This is a genomic window from Thauera chlorobenzoica, from assembly GCF_001922305.1.
GTDB lineage: Bacteria > Pseudomonadota > Gammaproteobacteria > Burkholderiales > Rhodocyclaceae > Thauera > Thauera chlorobenzoica.
This window is the reverse complement of record NZ_CP018839.1, coordinates 3,101,555-3,118,143: the sequence shown is the minus strand read 5'-3', so window position 1 is coordinate 3,118,143 and position 16,589 is coordinate 3,101,555. Positions and strand designations below refer to the sequence as shown.

Below are 16,589 nucleotides of genomic sequence, written 5' to 3'. Positions count from 1 at the left end.
TTTTTCATATGAGTTCAGGAAAGGCCGCCACTGTTCGCTCTCGCCTGACATTGCTGGTCGCGGCCTGCATCGTCCCCATGGCCTTGATGGCGGCGGCGCTGATCGTCTATGGCTATCAGAGGGAAAGCACCCAGCTCGTGCGCGATACTGTCGCTACAGCCCGTGCCCTGAGTTCGGTGGTCGATCGCGAATTGGCGGCCGTGGAGTCCGCCCTGCAGGTGCTCGCGACCTCGCCCCATCTGAACTCGGGCGATCTCGCCGCCTTTCATGCGCAGGCCATGGATGCACTGTCCATCCGCGCTGGCGATAATATCGTCCTGGCCGATACCGGCGGGCGTCAGTGGGTCAACACTTTCCGCTCCTTTGGCGCGCCTTTGCCACATGTGGCCATGCCCCAGCTGCAGAAAGTGCTCGACTCCCGGCAGCCAGTGGTGTCCGATCTTTTCTTCGGCCCGCTCATGCGGCGCCCCGCGCTCAGTGTTTCGGTTCCGGTTTTCCGCGACGGCCGCGTCCACTACAACCTGAGCATGGGGTTTTTCCCCGATCGCCTGTCCGCGATCCTGGACCAACAGCGCCTTCCGCCGGGCTGGATCGGCGAATTGTTCGATGGCGGGGGAAACCTCGTCGCTCGCACCCATCAGCCGGAGCGCTTCATCGGACAACGGGCCGTTTCGTCGCTCGCGGAGGTGATGCGGGCAAGCGCGGCGGGTTCGCTCGAGACGCTCACTGCCGAAGGTGTGCCGGTGATCTCGGCTTTCAGCCGATCGGCGGTCTCCGCGTGGACCGTGGTCATCAGCATTCCTCGGGAAACATTCACCGCGCAGCTCGAACAGTCGCTGGGCTGGCTGGTTGCGGGCACGGTTGCTCTGCTCGGCGGCAGCCTGGTGCTTGCATGGGGGCTCGGTGGGCGGATCACCGGGGCCTTTCGCGGATTGTCCGGCCACGCGCTACATGTGGGATGCGGCCAGGCGGTGACGATACCTTCCTTTCACCTGCGGGAAGCCGACGAGGTCGGTGAGGCTTTGATGCAGGCCTCCAGGGTGTTGCAGCGGGCGCGCCACGATGCCCATCACGATGCGCTGACCGGCCTCGGAAATCGCACACTATTGAAAGAAATCGTCGACCGGCAACTCGCCCTGTCCCGCCGGCAGGGCGGCGAGATGGCGCTGCTTTACATCGACCTGGACGATTTCAAGCCGGTCAATGATCGTTTCGGCCATGCCGCCGGTGATGAGTTGTTGCGGGCGGTGGCCGAGCGCCTCAGGGCGGGAATTCGCGGCTCAGATCTTGCCGTGCGGCTGGGCGGAGACGAGTTCGTGGTCGCGATGTTCACGACCGGGGCCGGTGCGGCCGAAGGGGTTGCGGAGAAGCTGGTAGAAAGCCTTTCCAGGCCTTACACCATCGCTGGATCGGGAATCCGGATCTCAGTGAGCATCGGCATCGCCTCCTGCGTCGGTGGCCAGAGTACGAGCGAGAGGCTGCTCGAACAGGCCGATGCGGCGATGTACCGAGCGAAGGGCGCGAGCAAGCGGTGCTCCGCGCTCGCCACTGGGCAGCAGTAGGGTAGCCGACCCGGATGGGGGAGAACGATGACACAACATACCATCCCGACTTATTGTGCCTTGTGCTTTTCCCGCTGCGGTTGTCTGGCGACTGTGCAGGACGGACGCTTGCTGCGGGTCGACCCCGATCCCCAGCACCCCACCGGCAAGGCGATCTGTGTCAAGGCGCGCGCTGCGCCGGAACTGGTCGCCCACTCCGACCGGCTGACTACGCCTTTACGACGCACGCGCCCCAAAGGGGATGACGACCCAGGCTGGAAGCCCATCACGTGGGACGAGGCGTTGGGCATTGCAGGAGAGCGGCTTGCTGCAGCCGGTCCCAAAGCGACGGCATTTGCGGTGGCGACCCCGAGCGGCACGGCAATCGCCGACAGCTTTGCCTGGATTCACCGGCTGGCCCATTACTGGGGTAGCCCCAACATGGTGTTTGCAACTGAAAACTGCAACTGGCACCGCGACTTCACGCCCCGGTTGACCTGGGGGAACAGCCTCGGTACGCCGGATTTCGAGCACACCGGCTGCATCGTGCTCTGGGGCAGCAATCCTGCCGTTAGCTGGCTGGCACAAGCCGAACGGATCCGTGCGGCACAGCGTCGCGGAGCCCGTCTTGTCGTGATCGATCCCCGCCAAGGCGGCCTGGCCAATAGCGCCGACCTCTGGCTGCCGGTTCGCCCGGGCACCGACGCCGTGCTTGCGCTCGGGCTGATCCACCTGCTGCTGGAAAACGGAGATGCCGATCTCGCGTTTCTGCGATCCTGCTCCGACGCCTTCGACCCTGCCCCCAGTGGCGACACAACGGTCCTCGAGTGCTTGGAGCAGGCTGCCGCGGGGTGGACGCCCGACAGGGTCGAGGCGCAGACCGGCGTCGACGTGCCGCGGCTGCGCCAGGCCGCAGATCTGCTCGCAACTGCCCGCCCGATCAGCCTGATCACCTGGACCGGCACCTGCCAGCAGGAGAACGCGACCGCCACGACGCGCGCGATCAACATTCTCTACGCTCTGACCGGAAGCCTCGGCCAGCGAGGCGGGAACCGCTGGTTTCCCCGGCCGAAAATCAACGATGTCGCCGCTTTCGACGCCGCCGCCATGCGCCGGGACACCCTCGGGCTGGCGGAGCGGCCGCTGGGTCCCCCAGCGCGAGGATGGATCACCAGCCGTGACCTGTTCCGCACCATCGTCACCGGACAGCCTTACCCGATCCGGGCGTTGCTCGCCTTCGGCAGCAATTTCCTGGTCTCGAAGCCCGCCACGCGACACACCGAAGAGGCCTTGGCGAAGCTTGATTTCTTCATTCAGACCGAACTCTTCGTGACTCCGACGGCCCGCTGGGCCGACCTCCTGCTGCCGGCCGCCTCGTGCTGGGAGCGCGAGGGGTTGCAGGCCGGCTTCATGATCGGGGAGCAGGCCGAGGCTCATCTCCAGCTCAGGCCGGCGCTTGTCGCCCCGCCCGGCGAAGCCTGGCCTGACACCCGGATCGTGTTCGAACTGGCCAAGGTGCTGGGCTTGGCCGAGCGCTTCTTCGGCGGCGATCCGGAGGCCGGCCTCGAGCACGTTCTGGCTCCCTCCGGCCTCGATGCCGCGGCGTTGAGAGCCTGCCCGCGGGGGCTGGCCTCTCCCCACCTGAGCGCCGAGCCGCCCGTGCCGCGAATCACGTTGTGGTCTGACGCGCTGGTCGACATCGGCGCACCCGGTCTGCCCAGCCCCGTTTCGACGCAACCCGACCCCTTGCACCCCTTCGTGCTGACCTGCGGCAAGACGGTTCCTTACTGCCACAGCCAGTTCCGCCAGTTGGCCGGATTGCGGCGGCGCCAGCCAAGACCCGAGGCCGAACTGGCGCCGGATGTCGCCACTGCCCGCGGGGTTGCTTCCGGCGACGCCATCGTGATCAAGACGCAGTGCGGTGAAATGCACTGCCATGCCGTACTCAATGCCCGGCTCGCCGCCGGTACGGTATGGTCCCACTACGGCTGGTGGGACGCCCTCAGGCCGATCAACTACAACGCCTGCATGGACGGGGAGCGCTTCGATTCGGTCGCAGGCAGCAATGCCTTGCGCGGCGTCCCGTGCGATGTCCTTCTTCGAGCGCCGGGGGATGGACGGCGTGCTGAGTAACCGGATTGAACAAACCGGTGGATTGCAAAATGGGGGTTGAGGGGGCTGGGGGTGTTCCCGGCCTGGTGGTCAGGACACCGCTTGTAGCTCCCATATCCCGGCCGGTGGTGTGTTGCGCCAAACTACCGATGTCCGTTGCCACTGCAGACCGGGTGGGGCGCCGAATGGCGCTCTGGGCTGATAGGTGAACTGGACCAGCTTGCGCGCGGGGTTCCGTTCAAGGAACCGGCACAGGCAGGTGGCCGTTTCGCTCGCCACGCGGCGGGGCAGGGAGCGGAACGGAAGGCTGGAAATGAGGACGACCTTGCCCTGCGCGTCGATCAAGGCGTCCACGACCTCTTTCGCTGCAGCCTGGCGTACATCCGCGGTCGGGCAACAGGCTTTCAGCCGTTGTGCAAGAGGCGGCTGCAGTTCCACTGCGATCAGCGGTACGTGGGGCTGGGCATGAAGCAGGGCACGGGTGACGGCGCCGGTGCCTGCTCCGAGCTCTACGATCAGGTCGGCACCGGTGGCGGCGTTGGCCATGGCTCTTGCCAGCGCGCGCGACGAGGGCAGCAGTGCGCCCGTCGAGGCCGGATCTCGTAGCATTGCAATCAGCAGTTCTACGGGCATGAAGTTACGCCAAGGTTGGACAAGATTTTTATCGTAATCCTTGCCCCACATTCGTGGGGAAGATCGTTACGTTTGGATATACCCCAGGCGGGCGCACGCTTCGTGCAGGCGGGCTTGGATGGCTGGACAGCGTGCTGTTCTGTGACAAAATGCGCTCCATTTTGAACGAGGGAAAATGATGATTTCAGAGTTCCAGGGGCTTTTGGAGGCGGCACGCAGGCAAGCCGAGCCGCAGCGGTTGCTGTTCGTCTTTGCGCGAGCCGAACTCCCCGAAGATGCGACGCCGGAGCAGAAGCGCCGCTTCGAGCGCGGCCAGGGCGGCACGCTGGCCCCAGTCATGTTCGTAGACAAAAAGACGGACGAAATCCAGAGCTTCGCCGAGCTGGTCGAAGAGTCGCGGCACATGGGCCAGCTCTGGGATGTGGTGTTCGTCGGCTGCCTGGGCGGGCAGGGATCGCAGGAGCCGAGCGACGAAGCGACCCAGCAGGCGCTGGAGGCCATGATCAAATCGATCCAGGGCGGCATCGTCAGCCATCTGCTGGCCTACCGCGCGGACGGAGAGCAGCTCCAGTTCGGTTGAGCGGGCAGAACCCTACCCTGGCCCGCCTGCCGCTGGCGTAGCCGGGGTTTTTCCGCGATGTGCCCGAAACGGTGGAAGCTGGGGCGGAAATCAGCTGGCGAGCACAGGGGCCAGGGCGATACCGACCAGGACGATCCACGCGAATACGCCGCTGCTGGTGACGATTACGGCAAGTTCGAACGCATTGATCGGCTCGCGGACCTGCAGCAGATTGTCGACGCCGTACCGGATCAAGGCGACAGAGGCGGCGAGGGCGAGCAAGGGGATCACAATCACCGGGACGATTCCGTGCTGGAGCAGGACGAGGGACGACAGCCACAGTGGAAGCGCGGCAACCGCGGCGACGGTGAACGCGTCATGGATGTCGGCGCTCCCTTTCCGGGTCTTCGAGACTTCCCGAATCAGCCAGCTCATCAGTAGCAAGGAAACGATCTCGGCGACGAAGAACAGTAGTGCCGCAAGGCGCCAGGAATCAGCCGGGGCGTCGGGAAAATAGCGTGCGCCAATGTGATCCGCGGCATGAATGAGCATTCGCGGAGGCAGGGCCGACAGCGGCAGGACCAACCCGAAAATCATCGAGACGATGGAAGGGCGGGTACGTGCGATCTCGTCCCAGGCCGCACTCGACGACCACATCATTGGTGGAAAGTGCAGGAATTTCATCATGATCCCTCCTTTTGCAGCGCCCTGGCGGGGATGCGGACGGGGCAGACATGTCCCGGCTGCGGGCGTGGATGAGCGCTCGGAGGTATTTATATCATGGCATGATGTTTTTGGGTGAGACGAGCTGCGCGGGGGGCACCATCCCGCGCCTCACAATCCCGCACCTACTTCGGCATCGTGGAGTGAGTGTCTCGGTTGGATGTGGCCGGAGCGTTATTGGCAGACGCCTGGCGTAAAGAAATGTCGATCCGGTCGTAACTCGGACAGTTGCCCTTGTGGACCGGTGACACGACCATTTCGAACATCACCCGGGTTCCGGGTGGCACATCCCTCACCGGGTTGCTCAAGTCCCGGAACAACTGTTTGCCCTGGCTGAACACGGTGACGTCGAGGATCGAGCGGCGGCTGAGTGTCTGCGCCGAAGTGTTGGCCAGTGTGCCGGTAATGAAGGCGAAGCAGCTTTTCCGGTCGAGTGCGGAAATCCTGCGTTCGACCTGGTAATCGACCACGAAACCGCCATCGAGGCGGACCTGGAACCGTTCACCGGTTGCCGATGGCGGCGCCGGTGCGGCAGCTTCTTTTGGGCTCGGGGTGGTGCAGCCGAAGGCGAACAGTGCGGCGCCGAAGGCTGCTGACAGCCGCAACGCAGAGCGAGGAAGACGGTGTGCCATGCCGGGATCTCCTGGTAGGTGTCGGGGACGCATGCCGAGAAGAAGCCCGGATGCTAGTAGCAATCCGCCCACGAATCACGCCTTGGATGCCATTGCCCTTCGATGCAGTGACGGATCTCATGCAGCAGGCAGCCTGGGTAGGACTGCAGGAATATTGTGCAGGTATTCGTGGTTTCGTCGAATGTGCATAACCCTGGCATATCGAGGCGCGGCTCCACGTGCACATCCAGCAGAAATCTCGTGCGCTTGATTTCGTAATTTGGCGTGGAGCAGCCCAAGAACACGACGCAGCAGACCGCTGCGCTAGGCATGACCCACTTCGAAAAGGCCGACTTCATCGGGGGGCCCCGGTCAGTACTCGATTGGCACGACGGTGGCGGCTTCCGCCACGATGCCTGCTCTTATTTGCCATAAGGACGTGGCTCCCGCTAATCGCATGCGCTCATTGTCGTCCTATCCGGCCGTTCCTGCCGATCTTTGAGGTTACCCCCGGGGTGGTAATGTCGTGACGGCGCACATCGAAAATGATCTTGCAGATCAGTCCGATCCGGTGTTCCCGACCGACAAGCGCCGAGTGATCAGGGCTCCTGGTTCCGATTCATTGCCCGGGGGAGCCGTATGGGATCGGCCTATCCTGTCCGGGTTTGGACGGGCTACGCCTGTCGCCACCAGTAGTCTTGCCGGTGCGCTTCGAGGAGACGTGGCGCGCGTTCGGCGGCGAGGCGGCGGATGCGGGGGATGCGCGGGCGGATTTCGAACATCGCCTTGACGACGGCCGGTTCAAATTGGCGTATGACCGGGATAAGGGGAAAAACTGTACATATCACCTGTAACCGGTTGATCTACAACTAATCCTGATGACGTGCCAACCGCTGCAATTCTCCGTTACCCTTGCATGCTGGCACGGATACCGGAGGATCAGGATGGCGTCACTGGAGCGCACTGCATACCCGCAGTTTCTGAGCTACTACTCACCGAGTGACCTGCGACAGTTCTTTACTCTGCAGGATGAAGAAATCAACTGGCTGAAGTCGGCCGGCCGTTCTGCCGGGACCCGACTCGGACTGGCCGTCCTGCTCAAAGTTTTCCAGCACTTGCGCTACTTTCCTAGCCTCGACAAGATACCTTCCGAGGTGATCACCCACGTCCGGAATGGCCTCGGTTTCGGTGACGCGATACGGATCGAATACCCCGTCGAACGCACCCTCTTTCGGCACAAAGCCATGGTGCTGGGCTTGCTTAACGTCAAACCCTTCCATGGGCACGATGCGATGCGCCAAGCAGAACGCTTTGCCTGCGATGCGGCTGAGCTCATGGATCAGCGTGCCGACATCATCAATGGGATAATCGAGGGGGTGCTCCAGGCGCGCTACGAACTCCCCGCCTTCTCGACGCTCGACGATTTGGCAGAGAAGGCCCACGCTGCCGTGCAGAACCGGGTGTTCGGTAAGGTATTTCACCGTATCACCCCCCAACAACTCGAAGCCCTACAGGCGCTGCTGGTCACGGACAAACTGGAACGCCGCCAAAGCGAATACAACGAGCTCAAGAAATCCGCGAAACGCCCGACCCGCAAGCATCTCGATATGCTGGTGGAGCATCTGGAATGGCTGGATTCGATCACGGCGGGGGATGACGTCCTTGCAGGCCTTCCCGACACCAAGATTCGCCACTTCGCCGCCCAGGCCATGGCCTATGACGTGTCCGAGTTGCGCGAATGCGCCGAGACCAAGCGTTACACCCTGCTGGTGGCCCTGATCCGGCGCATGCAGGTGCGCGCGCGGGATCAGTTGGCCGAGATGTTCCTGCGCCGCGTGGCCACGATTCACAAACGCGCCAAGGAAGAGCTCGACCAGATCCAGTTCGGGCAGCGCGGCCAGATCGAGCGCCTGATCGGCACGCTGGATGGCGTGCTCGCCATCCTCGACGGCGAACCGGACAATGCGGCGGCCGGCGCTCAGATACGCGAATACCTTGCACCCGCAGGTGGAGTCCACGGGGTCCGCGAGACCTGTGCCCAGGTGCAGGCGACCAGCGGCAACAACTACCTGCCGCTCGTGTGGAAACACTTCAAGAGCCATCGCTCCATCCTGTTCCGGCTCGTGCATTTGCTCGACATCCGCGCCACCACCCAGGATCGGACGCTGATCGACGCTTTGAACCTCATCAAGACCTACCAGGACAAGCATCGCATCGAGTGGATTACGGAGAGCATTGACCTTTCCTTCGCCTCGGACCGCTGGCGCAAGCTCCTGCGCGAGGGCGACAGCGGCGATGGTTTCGGTCTGGGCTTAAGCCGGCGCAACCTCGAAATCTGTGTCTTCTCCTACCTCGCCGAGGAGTTGCGCTCTGGCGATCTCAGTATCGTCGGCTCGGAGGAGTTCGCCGATTACCGCGATCAGTTGCTTTCGTGGGAGGAATGCCAGGAGTTGTTACCCGCCTACTGCGACAAGATTGGCCTGCCGCAGGACGCAACGACCTTTGCCAGCAGTTTGCGCGACTGGCTCACCGACACCGCGCAGCACCTGGATGACACGTTTCCTGAATGCCGCGGCGATGTGGCCCTGACTGCCAGCGGAGAACCCGTGTTGCGCAAGCCGATTGCGCGCGAAATCCCGCCTTCGGTTATGTCGCTGCAGAACGCGCTGACCCAGCGCATGCCGGCGCGGCACATTCTGGACGTGCTCGCCAACATCGAACACTGGATGGGCTTCACGCGGCACTTCGGGCCACTATCGGGCAACATGGCCAAGCTCAAGCAGCCGGCCGAGCGCTACCTGCTGACGATCTTCGCCATGGGCTGCAACCTCGGGCCCACACAGGCGGCGCGCCATCTGGGCAACAGCGGCGTCACGCCGCACATGCTGTCCTTCGTCAATCGGCGCCACCTCTCACTGGAGAGCCTGGAAGCGGCCCAACGCGAGCTCAACGAGGTATATCTGCGCCTGGATCTCCCCAAGATATGGGGTGATGGCAAGACGGTCGCCGCCGACGGTACGCAGTACGATTTCTACGACGAAAACCTGCTCGCGGGTTACCACTTCCGTTACCGCAAGATGGGCGCCGTCGCCTACCGGCACGTGGCCAACAATTACATCGCGGTGTTCCGCCACTTCATTCCGCCCGGTGTGTGGGAAGCGATCTACGTGATCGAGGGACTGCTCAAGGCCGGCCTGTCGGTCGAAGCGGATACCGTGCATGCCGACACCCAGGGCCAGTCGGCCACAGTGTTTGCCTTCACCCATCTGCTGGGCATCAAGCTGATGCCGCGCATCCGGAACTGGAAAAATCTGACGCTGTTCCGGCCGGACAAGGCGGTGAAGTACAAGTACATCAACCGCCTGTTCGGCGACAGCGTGGACTGGAACCTCATCGAGCGGCACTGGCAGGATCTGATGCAGGTGGCCTTGTCGATCTACGCCGGCAAGATTTCTTCGGCCACCCTGCTGCGCAAGCTGGGCAGCTACAGCCGCAAGAACCGTCTGTATTTCGCGGCGCAGGAACTGGGCAACGTGATCCGCACGGGCTTCCTGCTGGAGTGGATCGGCAGTCGTGAGCTGCGCCAGGAGATCACCGCCAACACCAACAAGATCGAGTCCTACAACGGCTTTGCCAAATGGCTGTCCTTCGGTGGCGACGTGATCGCGGTGAACGAGCCGGACGAACAGCAGAAGCGCCTGCGCTACAACGATCTGGTGGCCTCCGCCCTGATCCTGCAGAACACCGTCGACATGATGCGCACGTTGGGCGACCTCCGGCATGAAGGCTGGCAGATCACGGAAAACGATGTCAGCTTTCTGAGTCCCTACCAGGTCGCGCACGTCAAGCGCTTCGGCGAGTACAGCCTGAAACTCAAGCGCAAACCCGAAGCCTGGATCGCGGACGACACCTTTCAACAAGCGGCCGCGTCGGTGCAGGACATGCGGCGCGCGACGCGCAGAGCCTGAGCATGGACATCCCTGAACCCCGTTTCGCGGTTACCCCCTACGGCGATGTTGACTCCGCAGCACTGGACAACCTGCGGCAAAGCTTTGATACCACAGCGCTACTCGAACTGGTCGACGGGCTGGCTCCGATGGCGCAGCGTTTCGACAGAACAGGGGGTGTGCGGGATGAACTGCTGCGTCTTCATCGCATGGCGCACACTGTCATCAATGGCGCGAATCCGAGCGAATCGAGCGCCGATGACCTGTGGGAAGTTGCCGCCGCCCTCATCGACGAGTTCCGGCAGATGTCCGATCACTGTCTCGAGATCGCCGCAGCTCTGCAGCCGTTGGCCGACCTGCAGCCGGATCACGACGTCTGAGCGTCGTCCGACAAGGCGCGTTCGATGCGCTGCTGACCGAAGGCATCGGCCCCGTCGATATAGCGCAGGGCAGACTTCACATCACGCCAGCCGACGTATTCCATCAGGCTCTTGACATCCCAGCCGTTGTCGTTGGCCCAGTTGGCGAAACCACGACGCAAGGAATGGCTGCTGAAGCTGTCGGCCGACAGGAGTCCCGCGCGCTCGAAAATGCTGCGCAGCAGCGGCGTGACGCTGTTGACGTGCAGGCCGTGGACACGGATTCGTCCCCATTGATCGATCCCGCGGAAGACCGGCCCTTCCTCAATCCCCGACAGATCCTTCCAGGCCGTATAGGCCGCCACGGGGCACAGACGCGACAAGGCCGGCACCTTGAAGCACCGTCCGGCCGCCTGCCGGTCGCCCTTGGTTCGAGGCAGGAAGCAGGTCATGCCTTGGGCGGGCACGAGTTCGACATCTTGCGTTTCCAGGCGGATCAACTCGTCACTTCGGAATCCGCGCCAGAAACCCAGGAGGAGTAGCGCCTTGTCACGGGTGTGGCGCAGTCGCGCGACCGCGCCCTGGGTCCCGATCGCGTGGTCCAGCCATGTCACGGCGTGGGACAGTTGGCCAATCTGTAGCGGCACCGCCTGACGGGTTTGCGGCGGATGCACGGTTTGAATGCCCTTCATGGTCTGTCGTACCAGAGGGGCCTTGGTAGGATCGGCAAAGCCGTGATCCTGGTGCCAGCGCGACAAGGCTGCGAGGCGCTGTCGCAGGGTAGCGATGGACAGCAGTTCGGCATGCCGCGCCAGATAGCGCGCGATGCTGTCCGCGCTCGCCGGCAGGAAGCCACCCCATTCCACCTCGAAGTGGCGCACGGCGGAGGTGTAGCTGCGACGCGTATTGGCGCGTGTTGCCGCGTGTACGTAGACATCGACCTCATTCATGGAAGCGTCCTGATGACCGACTCAAGCATAGCGTGCGGCGCGGGGCTGAATGTCGTTCATTTTCGGACGCCGCCGTGCGCGCCATGCACGTGCCCGCCACTGATAGGTGCTCCCGGACACGCGGGCTGTGACAACTCGTGCAGGATGCCACAGTGGGCAGCATCCCGTGCCTGGGGACATTGTTCGCGCAGGCTCTTGAGTTGCCGCTCCAGCACACGCAGTTCGCGGATACGTGCCGCGACGTGAACGATGTGCGCATCGAGCAACGTGTTCACATCGCCGCAGTTCGCGCCCGGCGCATCCTTGAAGCGCAGCAGGATGCGAATCTCGTCCAACGACATGTCCAGCGATCGGCAATGGCGGATGAACGACAAACGCTCGGCGTGGGTGTCCTCGTAGATGCGGAAATTGCCGTCCGTACGTGCCGGGGCGGCCAGCAACCCTTCGCGCTCGTAGTAGCGGATGGTCTCTACCGGGGTGCCGGTCACTCTGGCCAGCTCACCGATTTTCATCGTGCTTGTCCTCCAGGCGGGAAGGAAGATCCTACCGGCATTCTAGGTCCTTGACTCTGTAGTGACTACGGATTGTTAAATGACTGCAAGTCCAGACAGGGGAACCAAGCATGAGCAAATGCAGTGTTGGTAGTTGCGGATGTTCCATCGTGTCGCAGTCGCCGGGTGATTCGTCCCCCGACGGCCCCAACGGGAAGCTATACGGCGTCGACAGCACGGACTGCCCCACCGATGCGGCGCTGGTCCGCAACAATCTTGAACCCCTCGACGGCGTGACGGGACTCGACCTCACCGTGACCCGGCAAAGGTCGGACGTGAGCGATCGCCCCGACCCGCCGGTCGCGGCCGACGCCGCCGTGCCAGCCATCGGTGCGCCGGCACAGCGCATCGATAAGACCACTGCTGCCGTGCGCACGACGCTCGCGATCGCCGGGATGGACTGTCCGACCGAGGAGGCGTTGATCCGGAGCAAGCTCGCTGGCATGGCTGGAGTGGCGGCGCTCGATTTCAACCTCGTCCAGCGTCGGCTGAGCGTGACGCATCGTCCGGGAGCATTGGAAGCGGTCCTCGGCGCCCTGAAAGCCATTGGTCTCGAAGCGAAGGTCGAATCGGCAGGCACGGAGAGCGCAGCGCCGCCGATCAAACCCGCGCCCAAGACCCACTGGTGGCCGATGGCGCTGGCCGGAGTCACCGCGACGTTGGCCGAGGGGGTGTATTGGCTCAACGGCGGTGACCACTGGACCGTCCTGGCTCTCGCGCTGGTGTCGATCCTCAGTGGCGGTCTGGCGACCTACAAGAAAGGCTGGATCGCGCTCAGGCATCGCAATCTCAACATCAACGCACTCATGTCGATTGCCGTGACCGGCGCGATGCTCATCGGACACTGGCCGGAAGCGGCCATGGTGATGTTCCTGTTCACGCTGGCCGAGGTGATCGAAGCGAAATCGCTCGATCGGGCGCGCAATGCGATTCGCGGCTTGCTGGAACTCGCGCCCGACACTGCGACCGTATGCCAGGGCGATGGAAGGTGGGTAACCATGCCGGCCAAGACGGTGCCGCTGGAGGCCGTGGTGCGCGTGCGCCCCGGTGAGCGGATTGCGCTCGACGGCGTGGTGATCAGCGGACGTTCGACGGTCAATCAGGCGCCCATCACCGGCGAGAGCCTGCCGGTCGATAAGGCCGAAGGCGACAACGTGTTCGCCGGAACGATCAATGAAGCGGGATCGCTGGAATATCGCGTGACAGCGGAGGCGAGCCATTCCACCCTGGCCCGCATCATCCACGCGGTCGAATCGGCCCAGGGCAGCCGCGCGCCCACCCAGCGCTTCGTCGACCGGTTCGCCCGGATCTACACGCCCGTCGTGTTCGCCGGCGCGCTGCTGGTGGCCATCGTGCCACCGCTAGCTTTCGACGGCGCGTGGATGGACTGGATCTACAAGGCGCTGGTGCTGCTGGTGATTGCCTGTCCGTGTGCCTTGGTGATCTCGACGCCGGTCACGATAGTCAGCGGTCTCGCCGCGGCCGCCCGCAAGGGCATTCTGGTGAAAGGTGGCGTCTATCTCGAAGAGGGGCGCAAGCTCGCCACGCTGGCGCTCGACAAGACCGGCACGATTACGCACGGCAGGCCCGCCCAGACGGACTTCATGGTGCTGAGCGGCGACGCGAACCAGGCGCATATCCTGGCAGGCAGTCTCGCGGCGCGCTCGGATCATCCGGTCTCGCTGGCGATCGCCCGTGCCGCGGTTGAAATGGGATGGGTGTTGCGCGAGGTCGCCGATTTCGCCGCCATTCCGGGCCGCGGCGTGCGTGGCGGCATTGATGGTCACGTCTATCAGCTCGGCAACCATCGACTGATCGAGGAAATCGGCCTGTGCTCACCCGACATCGAAAAAGCGCTCGACACGCTCGAGCGCCAAGGCAAGACGGCCGTACTCTTGGCGAACCATGCAGAGGTGCTGGCCATCTTCGCCGTCGCCGACACGCTGCGCGAGACGAGCCGTCAGGCGATTGCCGATCTGCATTCCCTGGGGGTGAAGACGCTGATGCTCACCGGCGATAACACTCACACGGCCGAAGCGATTGCCCGCGCGGTGGGTATCGACGAGGCAAGGGGCAATCTGCTGCCGGAAGACAAACTCAGCACCATCGAATCACTGCTGACGCACCGGAAGGGGGGCAAGGTCGGCATGGTGGGAGACGGCATCAACGACGCACCCTCGCTGGCCCGCGCGGACATCGGTTTCGCGATGGGGGCGGCGGGCACGGACACCGCGATCGAGACCGCGGACGTGGCGTTGATGGACGACGACCTGCGCAAGATCCCCGCCTTCGTGCGCCTGTCACAGGCCACATCCGACGTGCTGATCCAGAACATCGTAGTGGCGCTCGGCATCAAGGCGGGGTTTCTGCTGCTCACCGTGAGCGGGCAGGCCACGATGTGGATGGCGGTATTCGCGGACATGGGGGCGAGTTTGCTGGTCGTGGCAAATGGACTCCGCTTGTTGCGGAGATAACCGGCACACTTGGACGGCTTACCGGCTTGAGGCAAATGCAAGAATACTGAAACCGATCGTCGTCCTGCCGGCGGCCGATCGGGCGAACGGCTTGCCGCCATGCATGCGCGCGATCGCTGCGACGATCGACAATCCGAGTCCGTGATTGGTGCTTCCGTGTTCGCGCGCCGCGTCCGCCCGGTAGAAGCGGTCGAACAGGCGTGGAAGATGTTCCGCAGGAATCACCGGCCCGACGTTGCTGACGGACAGGCGAACGCCGCCGGCAGCGTCCGGCTCGATGTCGACGTCAACCATCGACCCGCGCTCCGCAAAACGGGTCGCGTTGGCGAGGAGGTTCGATATCGCCCGCCGCAACAAACCCGCATCAAAGCCGCCGCCGCCGTCCCCGCAAACCCGAACGCTGACGCCCGCCTCCTGGAGTGCTGCATCGTGGAATTCGACCACCTCGGTCGCAAGAGCGGCGAGGCTGCCGACAGGGCTTCGGCGCGCCCGCTCGCCGCGATCGGCCTTCGACAGGAACAGCATGTCATTGACGAGACTCGCCAGGCGGTGCAGGTCCTCGAGGTTCGATCCCAGCACGTCCCGCAACTCGGGAATGCCGCGTTCGCGGCTCAGGGCGAGTTCGGTCTCGCCGATCAGTGTCGCCAGCGGCGTACGCAGTTCATGGGCGACGTCCGCATTGAAGCCTTCCAGTTGCCAGTATGCGTTGTCCAGCCGCACGAGCAGCGCGTTGAACTGCGCGACCAGCGGCTGCAGTTCCTGCGCCTGCGCGGAACCATCCAGCGGCTGTCCGACGTTTTCCGGACTGAGCGCGGCGGCTTGCCGAGCCAGGTCGCGAACGGGCAGCAGCGCGCGTTGCACGAGCCACGCCCCCCCGGCGGAGACGACCACGGCGCCGGCCAGCGCACTCGCCAGTAACGTCCACGCCAGTTGCCTCAGCAATTGGGCATCGGAACTGCTGTCGAGCGCCAATTCGGCACGCAGCACGGCCGTGCCCGACCACGGTGAAGGGATCTCGAATTCAACCCGACGCAGGTGCGCGGGGGGCTCGGGGGCCGGCGGCGTCATGTACAGGAGCGTCTCGGCGCCCTCGGTCAGCCGCAGTTTGAGGTCGGCATGGCCGATGAAGAAATCGTCGAGCTTGTGACGTAGGCTCGGCAGTTCCTCCGGTGTCGCGATCTCACGAACAAGGTGGCGGATCACGTCCTGCTTGTGCCGAAGCTCCTCGGTCTGCTTCGCAGAAAAGTTGAGGCTGGTGGCCACATACACGACGACGCAGACGAATCCGAGTCCGATGAAGGTCTGTACCGCGAGCCACCATGACAGCCAGCGGCCCAGCGAACGCGGATTGCGCATCCTCAGGGTTCCCGGTCTTCCAGCACGTAGCCCATGCCGCGCACGGTGTGCAGCAGCTTCTTCGCGAAGGGGTCATCGAGCTTGCTGCGCAAGCGCCGTACCGCAACCTCCACGACATTCGTATTGCTCTCGAAGTTCATGTCCCACACCTGCTCGGCCAGCGCGGTGCGCGACAGCACCTGACCGTGCCGGCGCAACAACAAGGTCAGCAGTGTGAATTCCTTGGCCGTCAGATCGAGCCGTTGTCCGGCGCGCGACGCCTTGCGCCGCACGAGATCGAGTTCGAGGTCGGCCAGCCTGAGGACCGTGAGATCTTGACCGGCCGTCGGAATGGCGCCACGCCGTAACAGCGCCTGGACGCGTGCGAGCAGTTCGGACAGGGCAAAGGGTTTCACAAGATAGTCGTCGGCACCCGCCTGCAGCCCCTTCACGCGATCCTCCACCTTGTCCCGCGCGGTGAGCATCAGCACCGGTACGTGCTTGCCGCGCCGCAGTTCGCGCAAGACGGCGAAGCCGTCCAGGCCCGGCAGCATGACATCGAGCAGGACGAGGTCGTAATGCCCTTCGATCGCGAGATAGCGCCCCTCGGTGCCGCTGTGCGCGACATCGACGACGTAGCTGTTTTCGGTCAGCGCCTTGCGCAAGTATTCGGCGAGCTTCGGCTCGTCTTCGACGACCAGGATCTTCATGCACGAATTATCGCGGAGGCGGTGGCGCGTCGACATTACGAATTCGTAATCGGGCTGTTCGCGATTCGACGTGAACGGTTTTCT

13 protein-coding genes are annotated in these 16,589 nt (G+C 63.8%); 6 read left to right on the top strand and 7 right to left on the bottom strand.

The window, feature by feature from the left end; genetic code table 11:
- Positions 1 to 77: 77 nt before the first annotated feature.
- Positions 78 to 1,562 carry a bifunctional diguanylate cyclase/phosphodiesterase gene (locus Tchl_RS14530; protein ID WP_198158959.1) on the top strand — a complete coding sequence of 495 codons (1,485 nt, stop codon included), beginning with the start codon at positions 78 to 80 and terminating at the stop codon, positions 1,560 to 1,562.
- Positions 1,563 to 1,589: 27 nt separating this feature from the next.
- Complete coding sequence (locus Tchl_RS14525; RefSeq protein ID WP_075149029.1) at positions 1,590 to 3,674, top strand: molybdopterin-dependent oxidoreductase; 2,085 nt, start codon at positions 1,590 to 1,592, stop codon at positions 3,672 to 3,674.
- A 69-nt stretch (positions 3,675 to 3,743) separates the two neighbouring features.
- Here Tchl_RS14525 and Tchl_RS14520 read toward each other — a convergent pair whose 3' ends face one another.
- A complete protein-coding gene (locus tag Tchl_RS14520; protein ID WP_232311598.1) occupies positions 3,744 to 4,337 on the bottom strand; it encodes a class I SAM-dependent methyltransferase in 594 nt (197 codons plus the stop codon).
- A 124-nt stretch (positions 4,338 to 4,461) separates the two neighbouring features.
- Here Tchl_RS14520 and Tchl_RS14515 point away from each other — a divergent pair, with 124 nt between their 5' ends.
- Entirely contained in the window at positions 4,462 to 4,866 is a 405-nt protein-coding gene (locus tag Tchl_RS14515; RefSeq protein WP_075149028.1) for a ribonucleotide reductase subunit alpha, read from the top strand.
- Between the two features lie 90 nt (positions 4,867 to 4,956).
- Here Tchl_RS14515 and Tchl_RS14510 read toward each other — a convergent pair whose 3' ends face one another.
- Together Tchl_RS14510 and Tchl_RS14505 are read right to left on the bottom strand one after the other, a co-directional pair.
- Positions 4,957 to 5,532 (bottom strand): YIP1 family protein, encoded by a 576-nt coding sequence (locus tag Tchl_RS14510; protein ID WP_083945249.1) that lies wholly within the window; start codon positions 5,530 to 5,532, stop codon positions 4,957 to 4,959.
- Between the two features lie 161 nt (positions 5,533 to 5,693).
- Complete coding sequence (locus Tchl_RS14505) at positions 5,694 to 6,200, bottom strand: hypothetical protein (protein WP_075149027.1); 507 nt, start codon at positions 6,198 to 6,200, stop codon at positions 5,694 to 5,696.
- A 923-nt stretch (positions 6,201 to 7,123) separates the two neighbouring features.
- Between Tchl_RS14505 and Tchl_RS14500 the strand changes: the two genes are divergently transcribed.
- Entirely contained in the window at positions 7,124 to 10,147 is a 3,024-nt protein-coding gene (locus tag Tchl_RS14500; protein WP_004355858.1) for a Tn3 family transposase, read from the top strand.
- Between the two features lie 2 nt (positions 10,148 to 10,149).
- On the top strand, positions 10,150 to 10,506 hold the full coding sequence (tnpC, locus tag Tchl_RS14495) for a Tn3 family transposase post-transcriptional regulator TnpC (protein ID WP_004355856.1): 357 nt from the start codon (positions 10,150 to 10,152) through the stop codon (positions 10,504 to 10,506).
- Here tnpC and Tchl_RS14490 read toward each other — a convergent pair.
- Together Tchl_RS14490 and cadR are read right to left on the bottom strand one after the other, a co-directional pair.
- On the bottom strand, positions 10,494 to 11,435 hold the full coding sequence (locus tag Tchl_RS14490) for a site-specific integrase (RefSeq protein ID WP_004355854.1): 942 nt from the start codon (positions 11,433 to 11,435) through the stop codon (positions 10,494 to 10,496). The genes tnpC and Tchl_RS14490 overlap by 13 nt on opposite strands.
- Positions 11,436 to 11,491: 56 nt before the next feature.
- Positions 11,492 to 11,947, bottom strand: a complete 456-nt coding sequence (gene cadR / locus Tchl_RS14485; RefSeq protein ID WP_004355852.1) for a Cd(II)/Pb(II)-responsive transcriptional regulator — start codon at positions 11,945 to 11,947, stop codon at positions 11,492 to 11,494.
- Positions 11,948 to 12,057: 110 nt separating this feature from the next.
- Between cadR and Tchl_RS14480 the strand changes: the two genes are divergently transcribed.
- Entirely contained in the window at positions 12,058 to 14,460 is a 2,403-nt protein-coding gene (locus Tchl_RS14480) for a heavy metal translocating P-type ATPase (protein WP_039920561.1), read from the top strand.
- Between the two features lie 18 nt (positions 14,461 to 14,478).
- Here the strand turns inward: Tchl_RS14480 and Tchl_RS14475 are convergent, their stop codons facing one another.
- Both Tchl_RS14475 and Tchl_RS14470 read right to left on the bottom strand, forming a co-directional pair.
- Complete coding sequence (locus Tchl_RS14475; protein WP_004355848.1) at positions 14,479 to 15,816, bottom strand: heavy metal sensor histidine kinase; 1,338 nt, start codon at positions 15,814 to 15,816, stop codon at positions 14,479 to 14,481.
- Positions 15,817 to 15,818: 2 nt separating this feature from the next.
- Positions 15,819 to 16,505: a heavy metal response regulator transcription factor gene (locus Tchl_RS14470; RefSeq protein ID WP_004355846.1), complete on the bottom strand. Its 687-nt coding sequence runs from the start codon at positions 16,503 to 16,505 to the stop codon at positions 15,819 to 15,821.
- Positions 16,506 to 16,589: the final 84 nt, after the last annotated feature.

What these genes read in the sequence shown, in the direction of transcription:
- Tchl_RS14530 (WP_198158959.1), top strand. Translation starts at nt 78, where the DNA reads ATGGCCTTGATGGCGGCGGCGCTGATCGTCTATGGCTATCAGAGGGAA.
- Tchl_RS14525 (WP_075149029.1), top strand. Translation starts at nt 1,590, where the DNA reads ATGACACAACATACCATCCCGACTTATTGTGCCTTGTGCTTTTCCCGC.
- Tchl_RS14520 (WP_232311598.1), bottom strand. Translation starts at nt 4,337, where the DNA reads ATGTGGGGCAAGGATTACGATAAAAATCTTGTCCAACCTTGGCGTAAC.
- Tchl_RS14515 (WP_075149028.1), top strand. Translation starts at nt 4,462, where the DNA reads ATGATGATTTCAGAGTTCCAGGGGCTTTTGGAGGCGGCACGCAGGCAA.
- Tchl_RS14510 (WP_083945249.1), bottom strand. Translation starts at nt 5,532, where the DNA reads ATGATGAAATTCCTGCACTTTCCACCAATGATGTGGTCGTCGAGTGCG.
- Tchl_RS14505 (WP_075149027.1), bottom strand. Translation starts at nt 6,200, where the DNA reads ATGGCACACCGTCTTCCTCGCTCTGCGTTGCGGCTGTCAGCAGCCTTC.
- Tchl_RS14500 (WP_004355858.1), top strand. Translation starts at nt 7,124, where the DNA reads ATGGCGTCACTGGAGCGCACTGCATACCCGCAGTTTCTGAGCTACTAC.
- tnpC (WP_004355856.1), top strand. Translation starts at nt 10,150, where the DNA reads ATGGACATCCCTGAACCCCGTTTCGCGGTTACCCCCTACGGCGATGTT.
- Tchl_RS14490 (WP_004355854.1), bottom strand. Translation starts at nt 11,435, where the DNA reads ATGAATGAGGTCGATGTCTACGTACACGCGGCAACACGCGCCAATACG.
- cadR (WP_004355852.1), bottom strand. Translation starts at nt 11,947, where the DNA reads ATGAAAATCGGTGAGCTGGCCAGAGTGACCGGCACCCCGGTAGAGACC.
- Tchl_RS14480 (WP_039920561.1), top strand. Translation starts at nt 12,058, where the DNA reads ATGAGCAAATGCAGTGTTGGTAGTTGCGGATGTTCCATCGTGTCGCAG.
- Tchl_RS14475 (WP_004355848.1), bottom strand. Translation starts at nt 15,816, where the DNA reads ATGCGCAATCCGCGTTCGCTGGGCCGCTGGCTGTCATGGTGGCTCGCG.
- Tchl_RS14470 (WP_004355846.1), bottom strand. Translation starts at nt 16,505, where the DNA reads ATGAAGATCCTGGTCGTCGAAGACGAGCCGAAGCTCGCCGAATACTTG.